This is a genomic window from Collinsella sp. AM28-11LB (genome assembly GCF_003469895.1).
GTDB lineage: Bacteria > Actinomycetota > Coriobacteriia > Coriobacteriales > Coriobacteriaceae > Collinsella.
Map to the genome: position 1 here is coordinate 79,583 of NZ_QSKJ01000006.1, position 15,369 is coordinate 94,951.

A 15,369-nucleotide genomic window follows, 5' to 3' on the forward strand; every position below is an offset into this window, starting at 1 on the left:
CAAACAAAAACGGGGGCCGGATACTATCCGGTCCCCGTTTGTGATATCGACAACTTCGACGCGCCGCTACGAGATATTGCCCAAAAACGCCTTGGTACGCTCGCTCTTGGGATGGTCGAAGACCTCACTCGGCGTGCCCTCTTCCACGATAACGCCGCCGTCCATAAAGACGACGCGATCGGCAACGTCGCGGGCAAAGCCCATCTCGTGCGTCACGACGATCATGGTCATGCCGTCACGCGCAAGATCGCGCATGACGCCAAGGACGTCGCGGACGAGCTCGGGGTCGAGTGCCGACGTCGCCTCGTCAAAGAGCATCACGTGCGGGTTCATCGACAGGGCGCGGGCGATGGCAACGCGCTGCTGCTGACCGCCCGACAGCTGGCTCGGCATAAAGTCGATGCGCTCGGCAAGACCGACCTTGGTCAACTCTTCGATGGCGATCTTCTCGGCCTCTTCCTTACTGCGCTTGAGCACCTTTTGCTGCGCAAGCATGACGTTCTTTTTGACCGACAGGTGCGGGAACAGATTGAACTGCTGAAACACCATGCCCAAGTGCGTGCGTACCTTATTGAGGTCGACGCCCTTGGCACACACATCCACGCCCTCAACGACAATCGAGCCGCTCGTGGGATGCTCCAGGCGATTGATGCAGCGAAGCATCGTCGACTTACCCGAGCCCGAGGGGCCCAGGACCACGACGACCTCACCCTTGTGCACATCCAGATCGATGTCGCGCAGGACCACGTTATCGCCAAAGGCCTTCTGGAGATTCTTGATGCTGACGACGACCTCGTTCGAGTTATTGGTTTCGCTCATGATAGGACCTCCTTACAGACCGGCGATGTGATCGGCGGGCGTCGCGACGACCTGTCCGGCGCTCTTGGCGGGACGCTTCTTCTTGACTTCGGCCGTACCCAAAAGCCTCGCCTCAAGACCGCTCACCAAGCGGGCAAGCGGCAGGGTGATGACCAGATAGAACAGGGCGGCAACCACATACGGCGTAATGGATCCCGTCGTAGCCACGATGGTGCGGGCGTTCATGACGATCTCGACCACGCCCACGGCGGCAAGCAGCGACGTATCCTTGTAAAGCAGGATAAACTCGCTGGTCAGCGTAGGCAGGACATTGCGGAACGTCTGCGGAATCATAACGTAGAGCAACGTCTGGAAGGCATTCATGCCCAGCGAGCGAGCAGCCTCGTTTTGACCCTTGGGGATCGACTGAATACCGGCACGGAAGATCTCGCACAGGTACGCAGACGAGTTCATGGCCATGACGATGACGCCCAGGGCATAATCATCTACCTTGACGCCGGCCAGCGGCAGGCCAAAGAACGCGATATAGATCTGCAGGAACGCCGGCGTACCGCGGATGATATTCACGTAGATGCCGGCAAGGCAACGCAGGATGCGCGACTTGGAGATGCGCATGAGCGACAGGGCGAAGCCAAAGGGAATTGCCAACGGAAACGCCACAAGCACGATCGAGAGCGACATGAGGAAGCCCTTAAAGACGATCGGCAGGCTCTGGACCAAAATGACCGGGTTCAGGAACAGGCGCAGGAACATATTGGAGTTCCAAGCCTCGACCCACGGCTGCTCTTTAAGGTCGGCCAGGAAGTTATCGAAAGCCGTCACACTCTTGATCTCCACCGAGGACATCTTGGAAATCTTCTTGGTTGAGCCGTCGGCCAGGGTATAGGTTCCGCTAAAGGCCTCGTCGCCGCCCTCGAGGGGGAAGGTCACGCCGTACACCTCGACACGGAAAAAGCCGCCGGCAGGCGCCGTCTCGCCAAAGTCGACCTTGAGCGTCTGGCCATCCGCCTTGCACGTGGGCTTCATGGGGGTACGGTCCATAAGGTCCTCGCCCGAAAGCATCGTCAGGCGCGTATCGTCGGCACTAAACGTCGTGCCATCGACAAACGTCAGCGAAAGACCGCTCAGCTCCTCGTCGGCATCGGCCTGGACTTCCCAGGTAATGCGCGTCTCGGTGCCGCCGACCACATCGCTGCCCGAGCCGGTGTTGGGTCGGGCAGTGATCTTTGCGGTCTCAAGCGCCTGGGCGGTCGAGGGTGCATATGTCCCCGCACACACCAGCGCGAGCGCCACGGCCATGGCGCAGGCTAGCTTTTGGAGCAAGGCGGACCGTGGAGAACGCTGCTCCGCGGTCCCTTTGTTCAATCGAGACAAGGTGGCTCCTATCGTAGAAGTTGCCTGCAAAACAAGACGGAAACGCTCTCCGTCGAGAGAAGCGCAAAGGCCCTCTCCGCAAAACGGAAAGGGCCCGCACGCAATCAAGCATTAATTTACTTGATGTTGTACTTAGCCATGAGGGCGTCAACGGTACCGTCATCGGTCAGGTCCTTGATGGCCTGGTTGATGTCGTCCTTGAGCTTGGTGTTGCCCTGATTGACGGCGATGGCGTACTCCTCGCCAGTGCTGATCTGCTTGATGGTCTGGCAGGTGTTGAACTGCTCGGCGGTCAGCTGGCTGGCGACGGAGCGGTTGGTGACTACGGCATCGCCCTTATCAGACTGCAGGGCGCTGAAGCACTCGGTGGCGTCCTTGTAGGGAACAATCTTGGCCTTGGGGAAGTTCTCCTGGGCAAAGGCCTCGGCGGTCGAGCCGGACTGGACGATGATGGTAGCGTCGGCGTTGTTGAGCTTCTCGCTGTAGTTATCGGCCGTAATGTCGGTGTTATCGACCTTGGTCACGATAGCCTGGTCATCCATGTAGTAGGAGTCGGAGAAAGCGACTTCCTTCTCACGCTCGGGTGTGTCAGTGATAGCCGCAATGGCGACGTCGTACTTGGCGCCCGAAGCAACGCCGGGGACGAGCGTGTCGAAGTCGTTGTTGACGTACTCGACATCCAGGCCCAGCTTGTCGGCGATAGCCTTGATGAGCTCAAGGTCAAAGCCCTGATAGTCGCCGTTGTCGTCCTTATACTCAAACGGAGCGTATTCGGCAGAGGTGCCGACGGTCAGCGTGCCGTCCTTGACGAGCGCATACTCCTTGGAGCCGTCGACCTTCTCGACCTTCGCGTTGTCAGGGCTGCTGGAACCGGCATCGGAACCAGAGGTGGCGTTGGACGAACCACAGCCCGTCAGTGCAAGAGCGAGCGCCATGGCGCCCGTGGCTGCAAACGCGCCAAGCTTCTTGAGCTTCATAATCAGTCTCCTTCCAGTGACCCCGTTTGATTCAGAGGTCTGCAAAAACTGTTGGCTATTATGCACCCGCTTGTAGGAATCTGCAATGAGAAAACTGATTGAAACAAGCCCATAACGTGAATGAAACACCCACTTTGTGGCTGTTAATTACTGCGCAAAGACCTTAAGAGTTTTATTTCAGCCGCATAACCTGCAAGTTCGTTCGGTGTCTCCAAAATGAAAGGCAACGCACGCAGACGGTCATTCGATACAATATTCTGCATAACCTGCATACCGCCGCCAAGCTCCTCGCTACCAAGGTAGCCCTTACCGATGCACTCGTGACGATCTTTATGGGCGCCACAGGGGTTCTTCGAATCGTTGATGTGTACGGCACGCAAGCGGTCGATACCCACCACGCGGTCGAACTCGTCGAGTACGCCGTCCAGATCATGGATGATGTCGTAGCCGGCATCGCTCACATGGCAGGTGTCTAGGCAAACGCCCAACTTGACCGACAGCTCGGGGCGTTTGCCGGCAACGCCCTGGATGATGAGCGCCAGCTCCTCAAAGCTACGGCCCACCTCGGTACCCTTTCCCGCCATGGTCTCGAGCAGCACCGTCGTCTGCTGCCCCTCAAACATCACCTGACACAAGGTGTCGACGATCATCTGAATGCCGGCATCAGTCCCCTGCCCCACATGCGCGCCGGGGTGGAAGTTGTAGTAGTTGCCGGGCAGCGCTTCCAGGCGCTGCAAGTCCTCGGCCATTGCCTCCAAGGCAAACTCGCGCGCCCGCTCTTTGGCAGAACAGGGGTTATAGGTATACGGGGCGTGTGCCACGAGCGGACCAAAATCGTTTTGCTCCATAAGCTCGCGCAGGGCTGCCACGTCATCCATGTCAAGGTCTTTCGCCTTGCCGCCGCGCGGGTTGCGCGTAAAGAATGCAAAGGTATTGGCGCCAATGGACAGCGCCGTCTCCCCCATTGCCCGATAGCCCTTCGTCGTGGATAGGTGACACCCGATCGTCAGCATCCCCAGCTCCCCCTCATCAGTTGCTGTGAAATACGGTCTATTGATGCCTTATTTTGGCGCAAACAGACCGTATTCCACCGCACGTTATAAAAGGGGCATCAGGGGCAAAGGCCTCCAGGCATTCCAAGCGCTGGCGCCATGCCCCCGCGCCCTAAAGTTTCAAACGAATCGCATCGATGATGCGTGCGCAGCGCCGTGTGGCGGCTAGGGACATGATGGGGCTTTCGCGTTTCCCCGCCTGAATGAGCTGCGTCGCATGCGATGTCTCACCGTAAAAATCATCGACCTCAAATGGTGCATCGATTTCGAGTACTCGACCGTCGGAGTACTTCACATGGGCGAGCTCGGGGCGATGGAGACGCTCGATTTCCAACGAGCCCCGCTCACAGGCAATCGTTAAGCGGCTTTCATATGCTGCTTTGCCGTCGCACACCATATGAATGGGTATACCTCCGACGCTCATATGGATCTCGTCGGCCCAATCGACACGGCCGCCTGATACGTCACGCCAGCGAACTTCACGGGACGAAACCTCGCACGCGCCCGCGAGCAAATCCTCAAACCAACCGACCGCATAACAGCCCATGTCATATAGACAGCCGCCCTGCAGCGAATCAAGCAGATAGCCCGAAGGAGACTCGCCGTAATCGAGCTTTTGCACACTTTCAATCGAGACAATACGGCCAAGCTCACCCGACGCAAGAAAGTCTTTCACGCAAGTGCGCATCGGGCAAAACCGATTCTTCATCGCCTCCATAAACAGCACGCCGCGCTCGCGAGAGGTGGAGGCGATCGAGAGAGCCTCTTCCTCACTCAAAACGGCCGGCTTTTCGCACAGCACGGCCTTTCCGGCGCACAGCGCGCGACAGGCCCAACGCGTATGCATGCCATGCGGAAGCGCCAAGTAGATTGCGTCGACATCGGGGTCGGCAATCAGCGCGTCATAAGCCGCATTGCCGTTATCGTCGACCGAGGCATGGCCATGCGCAGCATCGATCGAAAACGCTCGGCAAAATTCCTCGACATGTGCAGGAGTGCGGCCGGCCGCAGCCACCAGCCGTGCCCCGTCGACCTTCTTGAGCGACGATGCAAATCGATGAGAAATGCGCCCAGCGCCCAAAATGCCCCAACGGACCTCACGCGAATCATTACGTAAACCTCGGTCACCCACGATAGCCTCCCATCAGTTGCGGCGAAATAGTTCCTGTTATCGCCCCATTCTGCCGCAAACAGGAACTATTCCATCACAAGATATAAAAGGGTCATGAGGAGCGAGTTTTGCTGAAGACTTTAAGCATGGCCGTTACGGGGCCCGGCTGGAAGCGTCGGCGCACGTCATCGAGACGCTCGGGGATATCGATATGCTGCGGGCAGTGGCGCGCGCATTTGCCGCACTTGACGCAATTGCTCACCAGCTTGGCCTCGCTTGTGCGCACCGCGCTCGCCGTAAAGTACTGCGATAGACCCGTAAACCAGCTGTGCGCATAGCTCGCGTTGTAGGCGGCAAAGCAGCCGGGAATGTTGATACCCTTGGGACACGGCATGCAGTAGCCGCATCCCGTGCAGGGCACACGGTTCGATTTTTCAAACTCCGTCAGCACGCGCGCGATGGCATCGAGCTGAGTAGCTGTCATCGAATCCGGCAGGGCCCGATCGGCCAACACTGCGTTCTCATCCACCTGCACGGTATCGGTCATACCCGAAAGCAGCATCGTCACCTGAGGATGATTCCACACCCACGAAAGACCCCAGGCGGCAGGAGTGCGCAAATGCGGGTCACGGGCACTATCGAGCACGGCGCGGGCCCGCGGCGGCAGTTTACCCGCTAGACGACCGCCCAGCAGCGGCTCCATCACAAACACCGCGAGCCCGCGCTCCGCAGCCGCCATGAGTCCCGCCGTTCCCGCTTGGTAATGCTCGCCGGCATAGTTGTACTGGATCTGGCAAAAATCCCAGTCATATGCGTCAAGCATCGTAAGGAAGTCCGCCGCGCTGCCGTGGTACGAAAAACCAATCTGGCGAATGCGCCCCGCCGCCTTTTGACGCGCGATCCAGTCCTCGATGCCCAACGCCACCACACGTTCCCACTGGGCGGGCGAGGTAATGTTGTGCATGAGGTAATAGTCGATATGTTCGGTCCGCAGGCGGCGCAGTTGCTCGTCGAAGAACCGGTCGAAATCCTCCGCGCATTTGCACGAAGCATGCGGCAGCTTGGTCGCGAGCAAAACCTGGTCGCGTAGGCCTAGGCGCTCAAGCGAAGCGCCCACACAAGCCTCGTTGCCGGGATAGAGATAGGCCGTGTCCAGGTAGTTAATCCCCTGCTCCACCGCACGGGAGATGATGGCGTCGGCGGTCTTCGCATCCGGGCGTCCCGGCGCACCGGGAAACCTCATGCAGCCCAGTCCCAACGCCGAGATACGGTTGCCGCTTTTGGGGTCAACGCGATATTGCACGGCCCCTCCCCTCCCATCGAAGTCCTGACAAGGCGAAACAAACCCGTCACGTCATCGAAACACATCGGAATCGCAATCGAGAACGTATCGTAACGCAGCAGAAATCGAGCTGTCACGGCACCGCTTTAACATCAGCAAAAAGCCCGATGAAAGGAGTCGCCCATGCCCACGCTCGACCTTTGGAACCTCGCATCCCAGCTCAAAAGCACCGATTATCGCTGGGTCGACCTCACCCACACGCTCTCGTGCGACACCCCGCACTGGTTTGGCTTTAAGCCGTTTGAGTCCACCAAGCTCTTCGACTACCTGCCCGACACGCCCGGGGACATGCTCGCGCCCATGCGCTGCTTTCAGTATTCGGTCGCCTCGCAATACGGCACCCACGTCGACGCACCGCGGCATTTCCATGTTGAGGGTCGTTCCCTTGGAGAGATTGAACCCATCGAGTTTATGCATCCGCTCTGCGTGATCGACAAGCACGAGGAGTGCGCCGCAAATCCCGACTTTATCCTGACCATCGAGGACCTCAAAGCCTGGGAGGACGAGCACGGTCGTATTCCCGAGGACGCTTTCGTCGCCTTCCGCTCTGACTGGTCCAAGCTCGCCGACCTCGAAAACAAGGACAAGGACGGCCGGCCCCACTACCCCGGCTGGGATCTCGACGCCATCAAATGGCTTGTAGAAGAGCGCAACATCGGCGCCATCGGTCACGAGCCCGCAGATACCGATCCGGCGACCATCACCACGCGCGAGGACGCCTACCCCTACCCCGGCGAGCAATACATCCTCTCGGTCGACCGCTATCAGATCGAAGTCATGGACCATCTGGACGAGCTTCCCGCCACGGGTGCCGTCATCTTCTGCACCTTCCCCAAGGTCCGCGATGGCGTCGGATACCCCGCCCGCGTCTTTGCGGTCTGCACCGCGGCATAAGCGCACAGCGCAATAGTTTCTTTTTCATAACAGCCGCCCCGCGCACCCACCAATCACCCTGGCAGCATACAATCCATCAGGCGCCCCTTACGCGGGCGCCTTTTATATGGGGAGATGATTCATATGCAGATCAACAAGGTCGCCTTCATCGGCAAGGGCGGTGTCGGCCTACTCTACGGCAGCATGATCGCCCAAGCGCTCGGCAACGACGCTGTTGAATATGTCATGGACGACGCACGCTTTGAGCGCCATGCGGGCGATGCGCTCAATATCAACGGCAAGCCCTGCGCGCTCAAGTCCGTCCGCGCGAGCGAGGCGACGCCCGTCGACCTGGTCATTCTCACTGTCAAGACAACCGGGCTCGATATGGCACTCAAAACCATGGAAAGCGTCGTGGGTCCCGACACGCTGATTGCGTCACTGTGCAACGGCATCACGAGCGAACAAAAGATTGCCGAACGCTTTGGCTGGGAGCACACCGTCCTGGGTATCTGCCAGGGCATGGACGCCGTGTTCCTCAACGGAGAGCTCACCTTTACCAACGCTGGTGAAATCCGCTTTGGCGCGGCGGCCGGCACGGATCCCGCAACCATCACCGCAATCGACGAGCTCTACACGTGCTGCGACATCGCCCATACCGTCGAGAGCGACATTGCGCACCGCATGTGGGCCAAACTCATGCTCAACGACGGCATCAACCAAACCTGCATGGCCTACGGCGGCACCTACGGAAGCGCCACGGAGCAGGGATCCGAGCAGCTCCGCAGTTTTGTCTCCGCCATGCGCGAGACGCTTGCGGTCGCCAACGCCGAGGGCATCGAGCTCACCGAAGCGGATCTGACGCAGATGGTGCACCTCATCGAAGGGCTCGATCCCGTCGGCATGCCCTCGATGGCACAGGACCGCATCGCACGACGCAAGACCGAGGTCGAGGAGTTTGCGGGTACCATCTGTCACCTCGCGGCCAAGCATGATATCCAAGTGCCGCAAAACGAATGGCTCTATTCGCGCATCCGCGAAATCGAGGCCAGCTGGTAGCGCTCGACATACCGCAGCCAACAGACTCAACGGCAAAACCGCCGCAAGGGACATTCCACTTGCGGCGGTTTCCTGCTTCATCTATAGCTAAAACCAGCTTCACGGCTGTTAGAGTTGCGAGCCCCGCATCTCGCCCTCATCCTCACGGCAAAGGACGACGCCGGCGCTTCCCAGCGCAGCGACAGCAATCAGGGCCCCCACAACGATAGGAGCAGCTCCGCACAAGCCCTGCATGCCCGCGACAAGCGCGGCTGTAGGACCAAGACAACCCAGTGCAAGTGCAACGGCGGCAATAGCGATATCTCGAGCGTTCATGAGACCACTTCCTCCACGGGAAAGACCTTGCTTCTCATGACTTAGTGTGCCCCGCTCCCATATGCGCGGTGTACTGCCACGGTAAGCGCTCTGTTAACTCAAGCACGCACAAAAAACGGGCGTCCTTACGTTGCCCTAAAGCTCGGTAAAGACGCCCGCCCGTCATGTCCTATTGGCTTATGGCAGATTACCAGCCAGTGTAGTAGTCGGTGGTTCCGGCAGCGCAGCCGGAGTCATAGACCTTGCACTCGCCCTTGGAACCGGTAAACGTAGAGCCTTGGGCCTTATCGCCCGCGGCAACGACGTAGTAACCATCGGAATCGCGCCAAAAGCCCTCGGAATCCTGCGTCCACTCGCCCGTGCGGTGATGGTAGAGCACGTTGCTGCTGTAATAGGTCTCGCGGCGGCCGTTATAGTTATTGACGCCGCTCAAGCGCGTCAGACCCGAGCCGTTCGCGTAATACGCAGCAGACGTGTAAGACGGGCTGGAGCCGGCGTTGCAATACGAAGCCTGGGCGGCCGCGGCCTCGGCCTCGGCGGCCTCAAACTCAAGCGCCTCACGCTTGGCATCCTCGAGCGTGGCGCGCAGCTCGTCGAGCTCGGTCGACTTGGCGTCGACCTCCTCCATCGTCAACAGGTTGCCCGCACCGTCGATGCAACCCTGCAACACAGTGCGCTCGTCATCGGTGGCATAGTCGCCATACATATTCATAATGATCTGAGCGCGGACCTCTAGGGAATCGCGCTTGGCCCCCATAGAGGCGTTCCACTCCTGCATAGAGCCATAACCGTCGCCGCGGTAGTCGACGGGCTGCACCAGCGTCGCCTCGGACGGCGTAGATCCGACCGTATCGGATAGTGTTGCCGCGTGGGCATCAGTTGCGCCGGCGCCCATCAAAAGTGCCACGGTCAGAGCGGCGGAAAGGGCGGCGGCTTTCGGTTTTCGTGAATCGATCCTCATGTAGCTGGAAACCTCCGTAGTGCGTTTTTGCTGCGTTTAAGCTGCGTGTGATTCGATCGCGCTGCATAGTACCCCGAGCAAATCGCGACCTGCGGTTTTTCTCAAAAGGTGCACGTCATTTGCGTAAAACTCACATCCGCTCAACAGGAGTTTTCCACAACTCGAATGCATAAAGCGTGTCAAAAACCCTGTTTTTGCACCCTCTCTATGCAAAAAAGGCGCCCGTGCAACCAATGTTCGCACAGGCGCCTTGAGCAGGCATTTTATGCAGTTATGCCTATCGAGTCGCAAGGGGTCCTTGCACAAGTCGCCTTACTCGTCCAGCGCGGCGAAGGCCTGCTTCAGATCCCAAATGATATCCTCGGCGTTCTCGGTACCGATGGAAAGACGGATCGTGGAGGGCGTGATGTTCTGCTCGGCGAGCTCCTCGGCAGAGAGCTGGGAGTGCGTGGTGGTAGCCGGATGCACGACGAGCGACTTGACGTCGGCCACGTTGGCGAGCAGCGAGAACACCTGCAGATGATCGATGAACTTCCAGGCGGCCTCTTGGCCGCCCTTAATCTCAAAGGTGAAGATCGAAGCGCCGCCGTTGGGGAAGTACTTCTGATAGAGCTCGTGATCGGGGTGCTCAGGCAGGCTCGGGTGGTTTACCTTGGCGACGTGGCTGTCACCAGTCAGGAACTCAACGACCTTCTTGGTGTTCTCGACATGGCGATCGACGCGCAGCGACAGGGTCTCGGTGCCCTGGAGCAGGACCCAGGCGTTAAACGGGCTAATGCAAGCACCCTCGTCGCGCAGCAAGATGGCGCGGACATAGGTCGCGAAGGCAGCGGGACCGGCAGCCTCGGCAAACGAAACGCCGTGGTAGGAGGGGTTGGGCTCAGCGATCTGGGTGTACTTTCTGCTCGCCTTCCAGTCAAAGTTGCCACCGTCGACGATCACGCCGCCCAGCGAGGTGCCGTGGCCGCCGATAAACTTGGTCGCAGAGTGAACGACGATGTTGGCGCCGTGCTCCAGCGGACGGAACAGATACGGGGTGCCGAAGGTGTTATCGACGACGACCGGAAGGCCATGCTTCTTGGCGATCTCGGAGATGGCGTCGATGTTGGGGATATCGGAGTTGGGGTTGCCGAGCGTCTCGAGGTAGATAACCGTGGTGTTGTCCTTAATGGCACCCTCGACCTCGTCCAGGTTGTGGGCGTTGACAAAGGTGGTCTCGACACCAAACTGGGAGAGCGTGTGCTCCAGCAGGTTATAGGAACCGCCGTAGATGGTCTTCTGGGCGACCACGTGGTCACCGGCCTGGGCGAGGGCCTGCAGGGCATAGGTGATGGCGGCAGCACCCGAAGCGACAGCGAGACCAGCCACGCCACCCTCGAGCGCGGCGATGCGATCCTCAAAGACGCCCTGAGTGGAGTTGGTCAGACGGCCGTAGATGTTACCGGCGTCGGCAAGACCAAAGCGGTCAGCGGCGTGCTGGGAGTTACGGAACACATAGCTCGTGGTCTGGTAGATAGGCACAGCGCGGGCGTCGGATGCGGGGTCGGCGCTCTCCTGGCCAACATGAAGCTGCAGGGTGTCGAAACCAAAGGTGTGCTCGGGGTTGTTGATGAACTGGCTCATGATGATCTCCTTGATCGAATAAAAAGTAACTAAGAGTGAGAGAAGTTAGTCGCTGCCTCCTGATCACGCCAACGGGCGCAAACAGGAGCCCGGCATTCGTCTTGGTAAGCAGTGCATATGCGGTCCCCCTTTTTGACGTCCCGGTTCCGTGGTCGTCTTAATTACCTACCGCATTTGTGTGTTTTGAATAGTACGAGCGTTGCATCGCTCGGTCAATCACTTAAAAGCGCTAACCTGTTATCGGTTTTTTAGATAGCTATCGAAAGGACGGGCGCCGATGACCCTCCAGCAGCTTCGTTTTCTTATCGCCGTGGCGGAGTCTGGCTCAATTAACGCCGCAGCCCAGCGCCTCTATACCGCGCAGTCCAATATCTCCAACGCCGTCAAAAGCCTAGAGCAGGAGCTCCATCTGGAGATCTTCACGCGCTCCAGCCGCGGCGTCACGCTCACCAACGACGGCACCGAGCTTTTGGGCTATGCGCGCCAGGTCGTAGAGCAGGCCGATATGCTCGAGGCCCGCTACGAGGACGGCGGCACACCCCAGGCGCGCCTTGCCATCTCGGCCCAGCACTACGCTTTTTCGGTCGAGGCCTTTATCAACGTCGTCGAGCGCTGCCGCGACAGCAAGTTCGAGTTCATCATGCGCGAAACCACCACGTCGCAAATCATCGACGACGTCCGCGCATTTCGCAGCGATATCGGCATTCTGTATCTGGATGACTTTAATGCCCGCGTCCTGCAGAAGACCTTTACCGACGCCCGCGCGAGCTTCCATCCCCTCTTCGATGCAACAGTCCACGTCTTCGTGAGCGAACACCACCCACTCGCACGTCGTGCCCAGCTATCGCTTGCCGACCTCACGCCCTACACGCGCTACAGCTTTGAGCAGGGAACCTCAAATTCCTTCTATTACGCCGAGGAACCGTTTAGCCATATCCCCTGCGATCGAAACATTCGCATCTCGGACCGCGGAACGCTCACCAACCTGCTCATCACGTCGAACGGCTACACATTGTCGACCGGCGTCCTCTCCAATGAAATGCAATGGGGCATGGCATCGATCCCGTTGGCAGACGCCCCGACGATGCATGTGGGCTATATCATGCACGACGAGCGCAAGCCCTCTCCCCTCTTGCAGCAATACCTCAACGAGCTCGACCGCATCATCCACGAAAGCCAGCCATCTGGAGACGGGATAGATATCATAGATTGCTAGCCCTCGCCGAACGCGGCGCTACAATGGACACCCACGCGAGAAGCGCCTAACGAAAGGAACCATGTGAAGGTCATCATCCATACCGACGGCTCGGCCCGATCAAATCCGGGACGCGGCGGCTACGGCGCCGTGCTCAAATACACCAACCCCGCCGGCAAGACCTTCACCTCCGAGCTTTCACGCGGCTACGCCAAGACCACCAACAACCGCATGGAGCTCATGGCAGTCATCGTGGCACTCGAGGCGCTCAACCGCCCCTGCGACGTCGAAGTCCATTCCGATTCGCAGTACGTCGTCAACGCCTTTAACAAGCACTGGATCGACGGCTGGAAAAAACGCGGCTGGAAGACCGCCAACAAGCAGCCTGTCAAGAACCGCGATCTGTGGGAGCGCCTGCTCACCGCAAAGAGCAAGCACAAAGTGGAGTTCATCTGGGTTAAGGGCCACGCCGGCCATGAGCTCAATGAGCGCTGCGACGAGCTTGCCACCACGGCGGCCGACGGCAGCAACCTCGATATCGACGCCGGCTTTATCGAGAGCGACCTGTAACGGCGTTTTCGCACGCTATTTCCTGCCCCCTCGCGCTACACTCATCCTGTAAACCGAACGGCACGAGGGGGATACATGCTGCGTATAGCGACCATCGGCACATCCATGATTACCGACGACTTTATCCAGGTCGTCAACGCCAACGACCAAGCCGCGTTTGTGGGCACGCTTTCGCGCGATGCAGATCGCGGCGCCGCCTTCACCACTAAGCACGGCGGCGAGCGTAACTTCACCGCACTTGACGAGCTTGCGTCCGCCGACGACGTCGACGCCGTCTATATTGGCAGTCCCAACGCACTTCACCACAAACAGGCGCTCGCCTGCATCGCCGGTGGCAAGCACGTCATCGTCGAAAAGCCCTTCTGCGCCACCGAGGCACAGGCGCTCGAGGTCTTCCGTGCCGCCGAGGCCGCCGGCGTCGTTGCCCTCGAGGCTATGCGCCCGCTCCACGACCCCGCCTTCCATGCCATCGAGGACGCCCTGGGCGAAATCGCGCCCATTCGCCGCGCCTCGCTGCGCTTTGGTAAGTACTCCTCGCGCTACAACGAGATTCTCGCAGGACGCGCCACCAATATCTTCGACTGCCACATGGCATCGGGTTCCCTTATGGACATCGGCGTCTATACCGTCGAGCCCATGGTCGAGATCTTCGGCATGCCCTCCGGCATCGCCAGCATGACCACGCTGCTCGACCCTGCCACGCAAAAGCTCACGCACGGGCCCATTGACGGCTGCGGCTCCATCCTTGCCAGTTACGGCGGCGGTCGCATCTCGGTTGAACTCGCGCATTCCAAGATCACGAATGACCTGCTGCCCTCGCAAATCGAAGGCGAGCGAGGCACCATCCAGATCGACCATCTGTCCACGCCCCGCAACGTACGCATCGACTATCGCGGTGACGTCGTGCGCGGATCGGCGACCGAGGCCCCACGCGAGCAGGATGACAGCGGCATTGTGCTCGACCTGCCCAAATCGAATAACACCATGGAGTACGAGCTCGCCGACTTTATCACCGCCATCAGCGGCATCGACAACGTCAACGAAGAGATTTGGGAAACGCCGGCCGGGCGCCATGAGCTTGGCCACTATCGCGATGTCACGCTTGTCTCGCTGCGTATCATGGATGCCGTGCGCCAGCAGGCCGGCATCGCCTTCCCCGCAGACTCTGAGAAGCAGGCCTAGCGATGGGCTTTCTTGACAAGTTCTTCTCCGGCGTCAATCGAGAGCCTCAAAAACCGTCCGGCGTTGAGCTCGAACTGCGGCGCAGGCTTACGGTGTTGGTAAGCGACACGGCCACTCAAAACGCCCCTCAGCGCTATTTTCTTCGGTGGGAGGGCCAAGTCCAGGGCGTCGGCTTTCGCTTTACCAACACCAATCTCGCACAGGCACACACACTCACCGGCTGGGTACGCAATATGGAAGACGGTTCGGTCGAAATGGAGGTACAAGGCGCGCCTGCGAATATCCTGTCTCACCTCGAAGCACTCCACGCCTCCTACGAGCGAATGGGCATTCGTTTTCGCCTCGAGGACGCACAAGCCCGCGCCACGCTTACCGGTGAAGATGGTTTCGACCCTCACTATTAGTATTGTGTGCTAAATACGGTATCATTTACTTACCTACCGTGACGGAGAAGAGGTGAGGCGCATGGCCGTACAAAGAAGAAACACCAAGCAGCGGAAGCTGGTTCTTGATGCCGTGCGCCAAAGCTATAGCCATCCCACCGCCGATGAGATCTACAACGCCGTGCGCGAACAGGACGACAAGATCAGCCGCGGCACGGTGTACCGCAACCTCAACCTCTTGGCCGATGCCGGGGAGATTCTCTCCATCAAGACGCCGGGCGGCAGCCGTTTCGATCGCACCATCGAGCCGCATGCGCATATCATCTGCACCTCGTGCGGCCGCGTCATCGATGTGCCGCTCCCCTTCGATGCCCAGCTCGATACCAAGGCATCCGAACAAATCGGTTGGAACGTCACCTCGCACTACACGATCTTCGAGGGCCTCTGCCCTAACTGTAGGTAGTTTTTGGGACATGCCTTAAAATCTACCTTTCCACCGATTACGGCAAAAGTAGATTTCTAGGCATGTCCCA

The 15,369-nt window shown here is 59.2% G+C and carries 16 protein-coding genes; 7 read left to right on the top strand and 9 right to left on the bottom strand.

Annotated elements, in window-relative coordinates; all coding sequences use genetic code 11:
- Positions 1-66: 66 nt before the first annotated feature.
- The 6 genes from DW732_RS05575 to DW732_RS05600 all read right to left on the bottom strand — a co-directional run bounded on the left by DW732_RS05575 (position 67) and on the right by DW732_RS05600 (position 6,636).
- Positions 67-819, bottom strand: a complete 753-nt coding sequence (locus DW732_RS05575; RefSeq protein WP_117629740.1) for an amino acid ABC transporter ATP-binding protein — start codon at positions 817-819, stop codon at positions 67-69.
- Positions 820-831: 12 nt separating this feature from the next.
- Complete coding sequence (locus DW732_RS05580; RefSeq protein ID WP_117799029.1) at positions 832-2,142, bottom strand: ABC transporter permease subunit; 1,311 nt, start codon at positions 2,140-2,142, stop codon at positions 832-834.
- A 167-nt stretch (positions 2,143-2,309) separates the two neighbouring features.
- On the bottom strand, positions 2,310-3,170 hold the full coding sequence (locus tag DW732_RS05585; protein WP_117794482.1) for an ABC transporter substrate-binding protein: 861 nt from the start codon (positions 3,168-3,170) through the stop codon (positions 2,310-2,312).
- A 143-nt stretch (positions 3,171-3,313) separates the two neighbouring features.
- The gene (locus tag DW732_RS05590) at positions 3,314-4,183 is read right to left on the bottom strand and encodes a deoxyribonuclease IV (protein ID WP_117735309.1); all 870 of its coding nucleotides are present in this window, start codon (positions 4,181-4,183) and stop codon (positions 3,314-3,316) included.
- 151 nt (positions 4,184-4,334) lie between these two features.
- Complete coding sequence (locus tag DW732_RS05595) at positions 4,335-5,354, bottom strand: Gfo/Idh/MocA family protein (RefSeq protein ID WP_118099024.1); 1,020 nt, start codon at positions 5,352-5,354, stop codon at positions 4,335-4,337.
- 91 nt (positions 5,355-5,445) lie between these two features.
- Entirely contained in the window at positions 5,446-6,636 is a 1,191-nt protein-coding gene (locus DW732_RS05600) for an aldo/keto reductase (RefSeq protein WP_117763790.1), read from the bottom strand.
- 162 nt (positions 6,637-6,798) lie between these two features.
- On the opposite strand from DW732_RS05600, the gene DW732_RS05605 reads away from it, so the two are divergent.
- Both DW732_RS05605 and DW732_RS05610 read left to right on the top strand, forming a co-directional pair.
- Positions 6,799-7,569 (top strand): cyclase family protein, encoded by a 771-nt coding sequence (locus DW732_RS05605; protein ID WP_118099025.1) that lies wholly within the window; start codon positions 6,799-6,801, stop codon positions 7,567-7,569.
- Between the two features lie 123 nt (positions 7,570-7,692).
- Entirely contained in the window at positions 7,693-8,607 is a 915-nt protein-coding gene (locus tag DW732_RS05610) for a ketopantoate reductase family protein (RefSeq protein WP_233539377.1), read from the top strand.
- A gap of 108 nt (positions 8,608-8,715) precedes the next feature.
- Here DW732_RS05610 and DW732_RS05615 read toward each other — a convergent pair whose 3' ends face one another.
- From DW732_RS05615 to DW732_RS05625, 3 genes are all read right to left on the bottom strand, one after another.
- Entirely contained in the window at positions 8,716-8,922 is a 207-nt protein-coding gene (locus tag DW732_RS05615; RefSeq protein ID WP_118099027.1) for a hypothetical protein, read from the bottom strand.
- A gap of 187 nt (positions 8,923-9,109) precedes the next feature.
- Positions 9,110-9,883: a hypothetical protein gene (locus tag DW732_RS05620; RefSeq protein ID WP_118099028.1), complete on the bottom strand. Its 774-nt coding sequence runs from the start codon at positions 9,881-9,883 to the stop codon at positions 9,110-9,112.
- A 312-nt stretch (positions 9,884-10,195) separates the two neighbouring features.
- Entirely contained in the window at positions 10,196-11,506 is a 1,311-nt protein-coding gene (locus DW732_RS05625; RefSeq protein WP_118099029.1) for an O-acetylhomoserine aminocarboxypropyltransferase/cysteine synthase family protein, read from the bottom strand.
- 277 nt (positions 11,507-11,783) lie between these two features.
- Here DW732_RS05625 and DW732_RS05630 point away from each other — a divergent pair, with 277 nt between their 5' ends.
- The 5 genes from DW732_RS05630 to DW732_RS05650 all read left to right on the top strand — a co-directional run bounded on the left by DW732_RS05630 (position 11,784) and on the right by DW732_RS05650 (position 15,299).
- Complete coding sequence (locus tag DW732_RS05630) at positions 11,784-12,722, top strand: LysR family transcriptional regulator (protein WP_118099030.1); 939 nt, start codon at positions 11,784-11,786, stop codon at positions 12,720-12,722.
- A 63-nt stretch (positions 12,723-12,785) separates the two neighbouring features.
- The gene (gene rnhA, locus DW732_RS05635) at positions 12,786-13,271 is read left to right on the top strand and encodes a ribonuclease HI (RefSeq protein WP_117763794.1); all 486 of its coding nucleotides are present in this window, start codon (positions 12,786-12,788) and stop codon (positions 13,269-13,271) included.
- Positions 13,272-13,346: 75 nt separating this feature from the next.
- A complete protein-coding gene (locus DW732_RS05640) occupies positions 13,347-14,453 on the top strand; it encodes a Gfo/Idh/MocA family protein (RefSeq protein ID WP_117763795.1) in 1,107 nt (368 codons plus the stop codon).
- A 2-nt stretch (positions 14,454-14,455) separates the two neighbouring features.
- Complete coding sequence (locus DW732_RS05645; protein ID WP_117735319.1) at positions 14,456-14,857, top strand: acylphosphatase; 402 nt, start codon at positions 14,456-14,458, stop codon at positions 14,855-14,857.
- Positions 14,858-14,918: 61 nt separating this feature from the next.
- A complete protein-coding gene (locus tag DW732_RS05650; RefSeq protein ID WP_118099031.1) occupies positions 14,919-15,299 on the top strand; it encodes a Fur family transcriptional regulator in 381 nt (126 codons plus the stop codon).
- The last annotated feature ends 70 nt before the right edge of the window (positions 15,300-15,369 follow it).

What these genes read in the sequence shown, in the direction of transcription:
- DW732_RS05575 (WP_117629740.1), bottom strand. Translation starts at nt 819, where the DNA reads ATGAGCGAAACCAATAACTCGAACGAGGTCGTCGTCAGCATCAAGAAT.
- DW732_RS05585 (WP_117794482.1), bottom strand. Translation starts at nt 3,170, where the DNA reads ATGAAGCTCAAGAAGCTTGGCGCGTTTGCAGCCACGGGCGCCATGGCG.
- DW732_RS05590 (WP_117735309.1), bottom strand. Translation starts at nt 4,183, where the DNA reads ATGCTGACGATCGGGTGTCACCTATCCACGACGAAGGGCTATCGGGCA.
- DW732_RS05605 (WP_118099025.1), top strand. Translation starts at nt 6,799, where the DNA reads ATGCCCACGCTCGACCTTTGGAACCTCGCATCCCAGCTCAAAAGCACC.
- DW732_RS05610 (WP_233539377.1), top strand. Translation starts at nt 7,693, where the DNA reads ATGCAGATCAACAAGGTCGCCTTCATCGGCAAGGGCGGTGTCGGCCTA.
- DW732_RS05615 (WP_118099027.1), bottom strand. Translation starts at nt 8,922, where the DNA reads ATGAACGCTCGAGATATCGCTATTGCCGCCGTTGCACTTGCACTGGGT.
- DW732_RS05620 (WP_118099028.1), bottom strand. Translation starts at nt 9,883, where the DNA reads ATGAGGATCGATTCACGAAAACCGAAAGCCGCCGCCCTTTCCGCCGCT.
- DW732_RS05625 (WP_118099029.1), bottom strand. Translation starts at nt 11,506, where the DNA reads ATGAGCCAGTTCATCAACAACCCCGAGCACACCTTTGGTTTCGACACC.
- DW732_RS05630 (WP_118099030.1), top strand. Translation starts at nt 11,784, where the DNA reads ATGACCCTCCAGCAGCTTCGTTTTCTTATCGCCGTGGCGGAGTCTGGC.
- DW732_RS05640 (WP_117763795.1), top strand. Translation starts at nt 13,347, where the DNA reads ATGCTGCGTATAGCGACCATCGGCACATCCATGATTACCGACGACTTT.
- DW732_RS05645 (WP_117735319.1), top strand. Translation starts at nt 14,456, where the DNA reads ATGGGCTTTCTTGACAAGTTCTTCTCCGGCGTCAATCGAGAGCCTCAA.
- DW732_RS05650 (WP_118099031.1), top strand. Translation starts at nt 14,919, where the DNA reads ATGGCCGTACAAAGAAGAAACACCAAGCAGCGGAAGCTGGTTCTTGAT.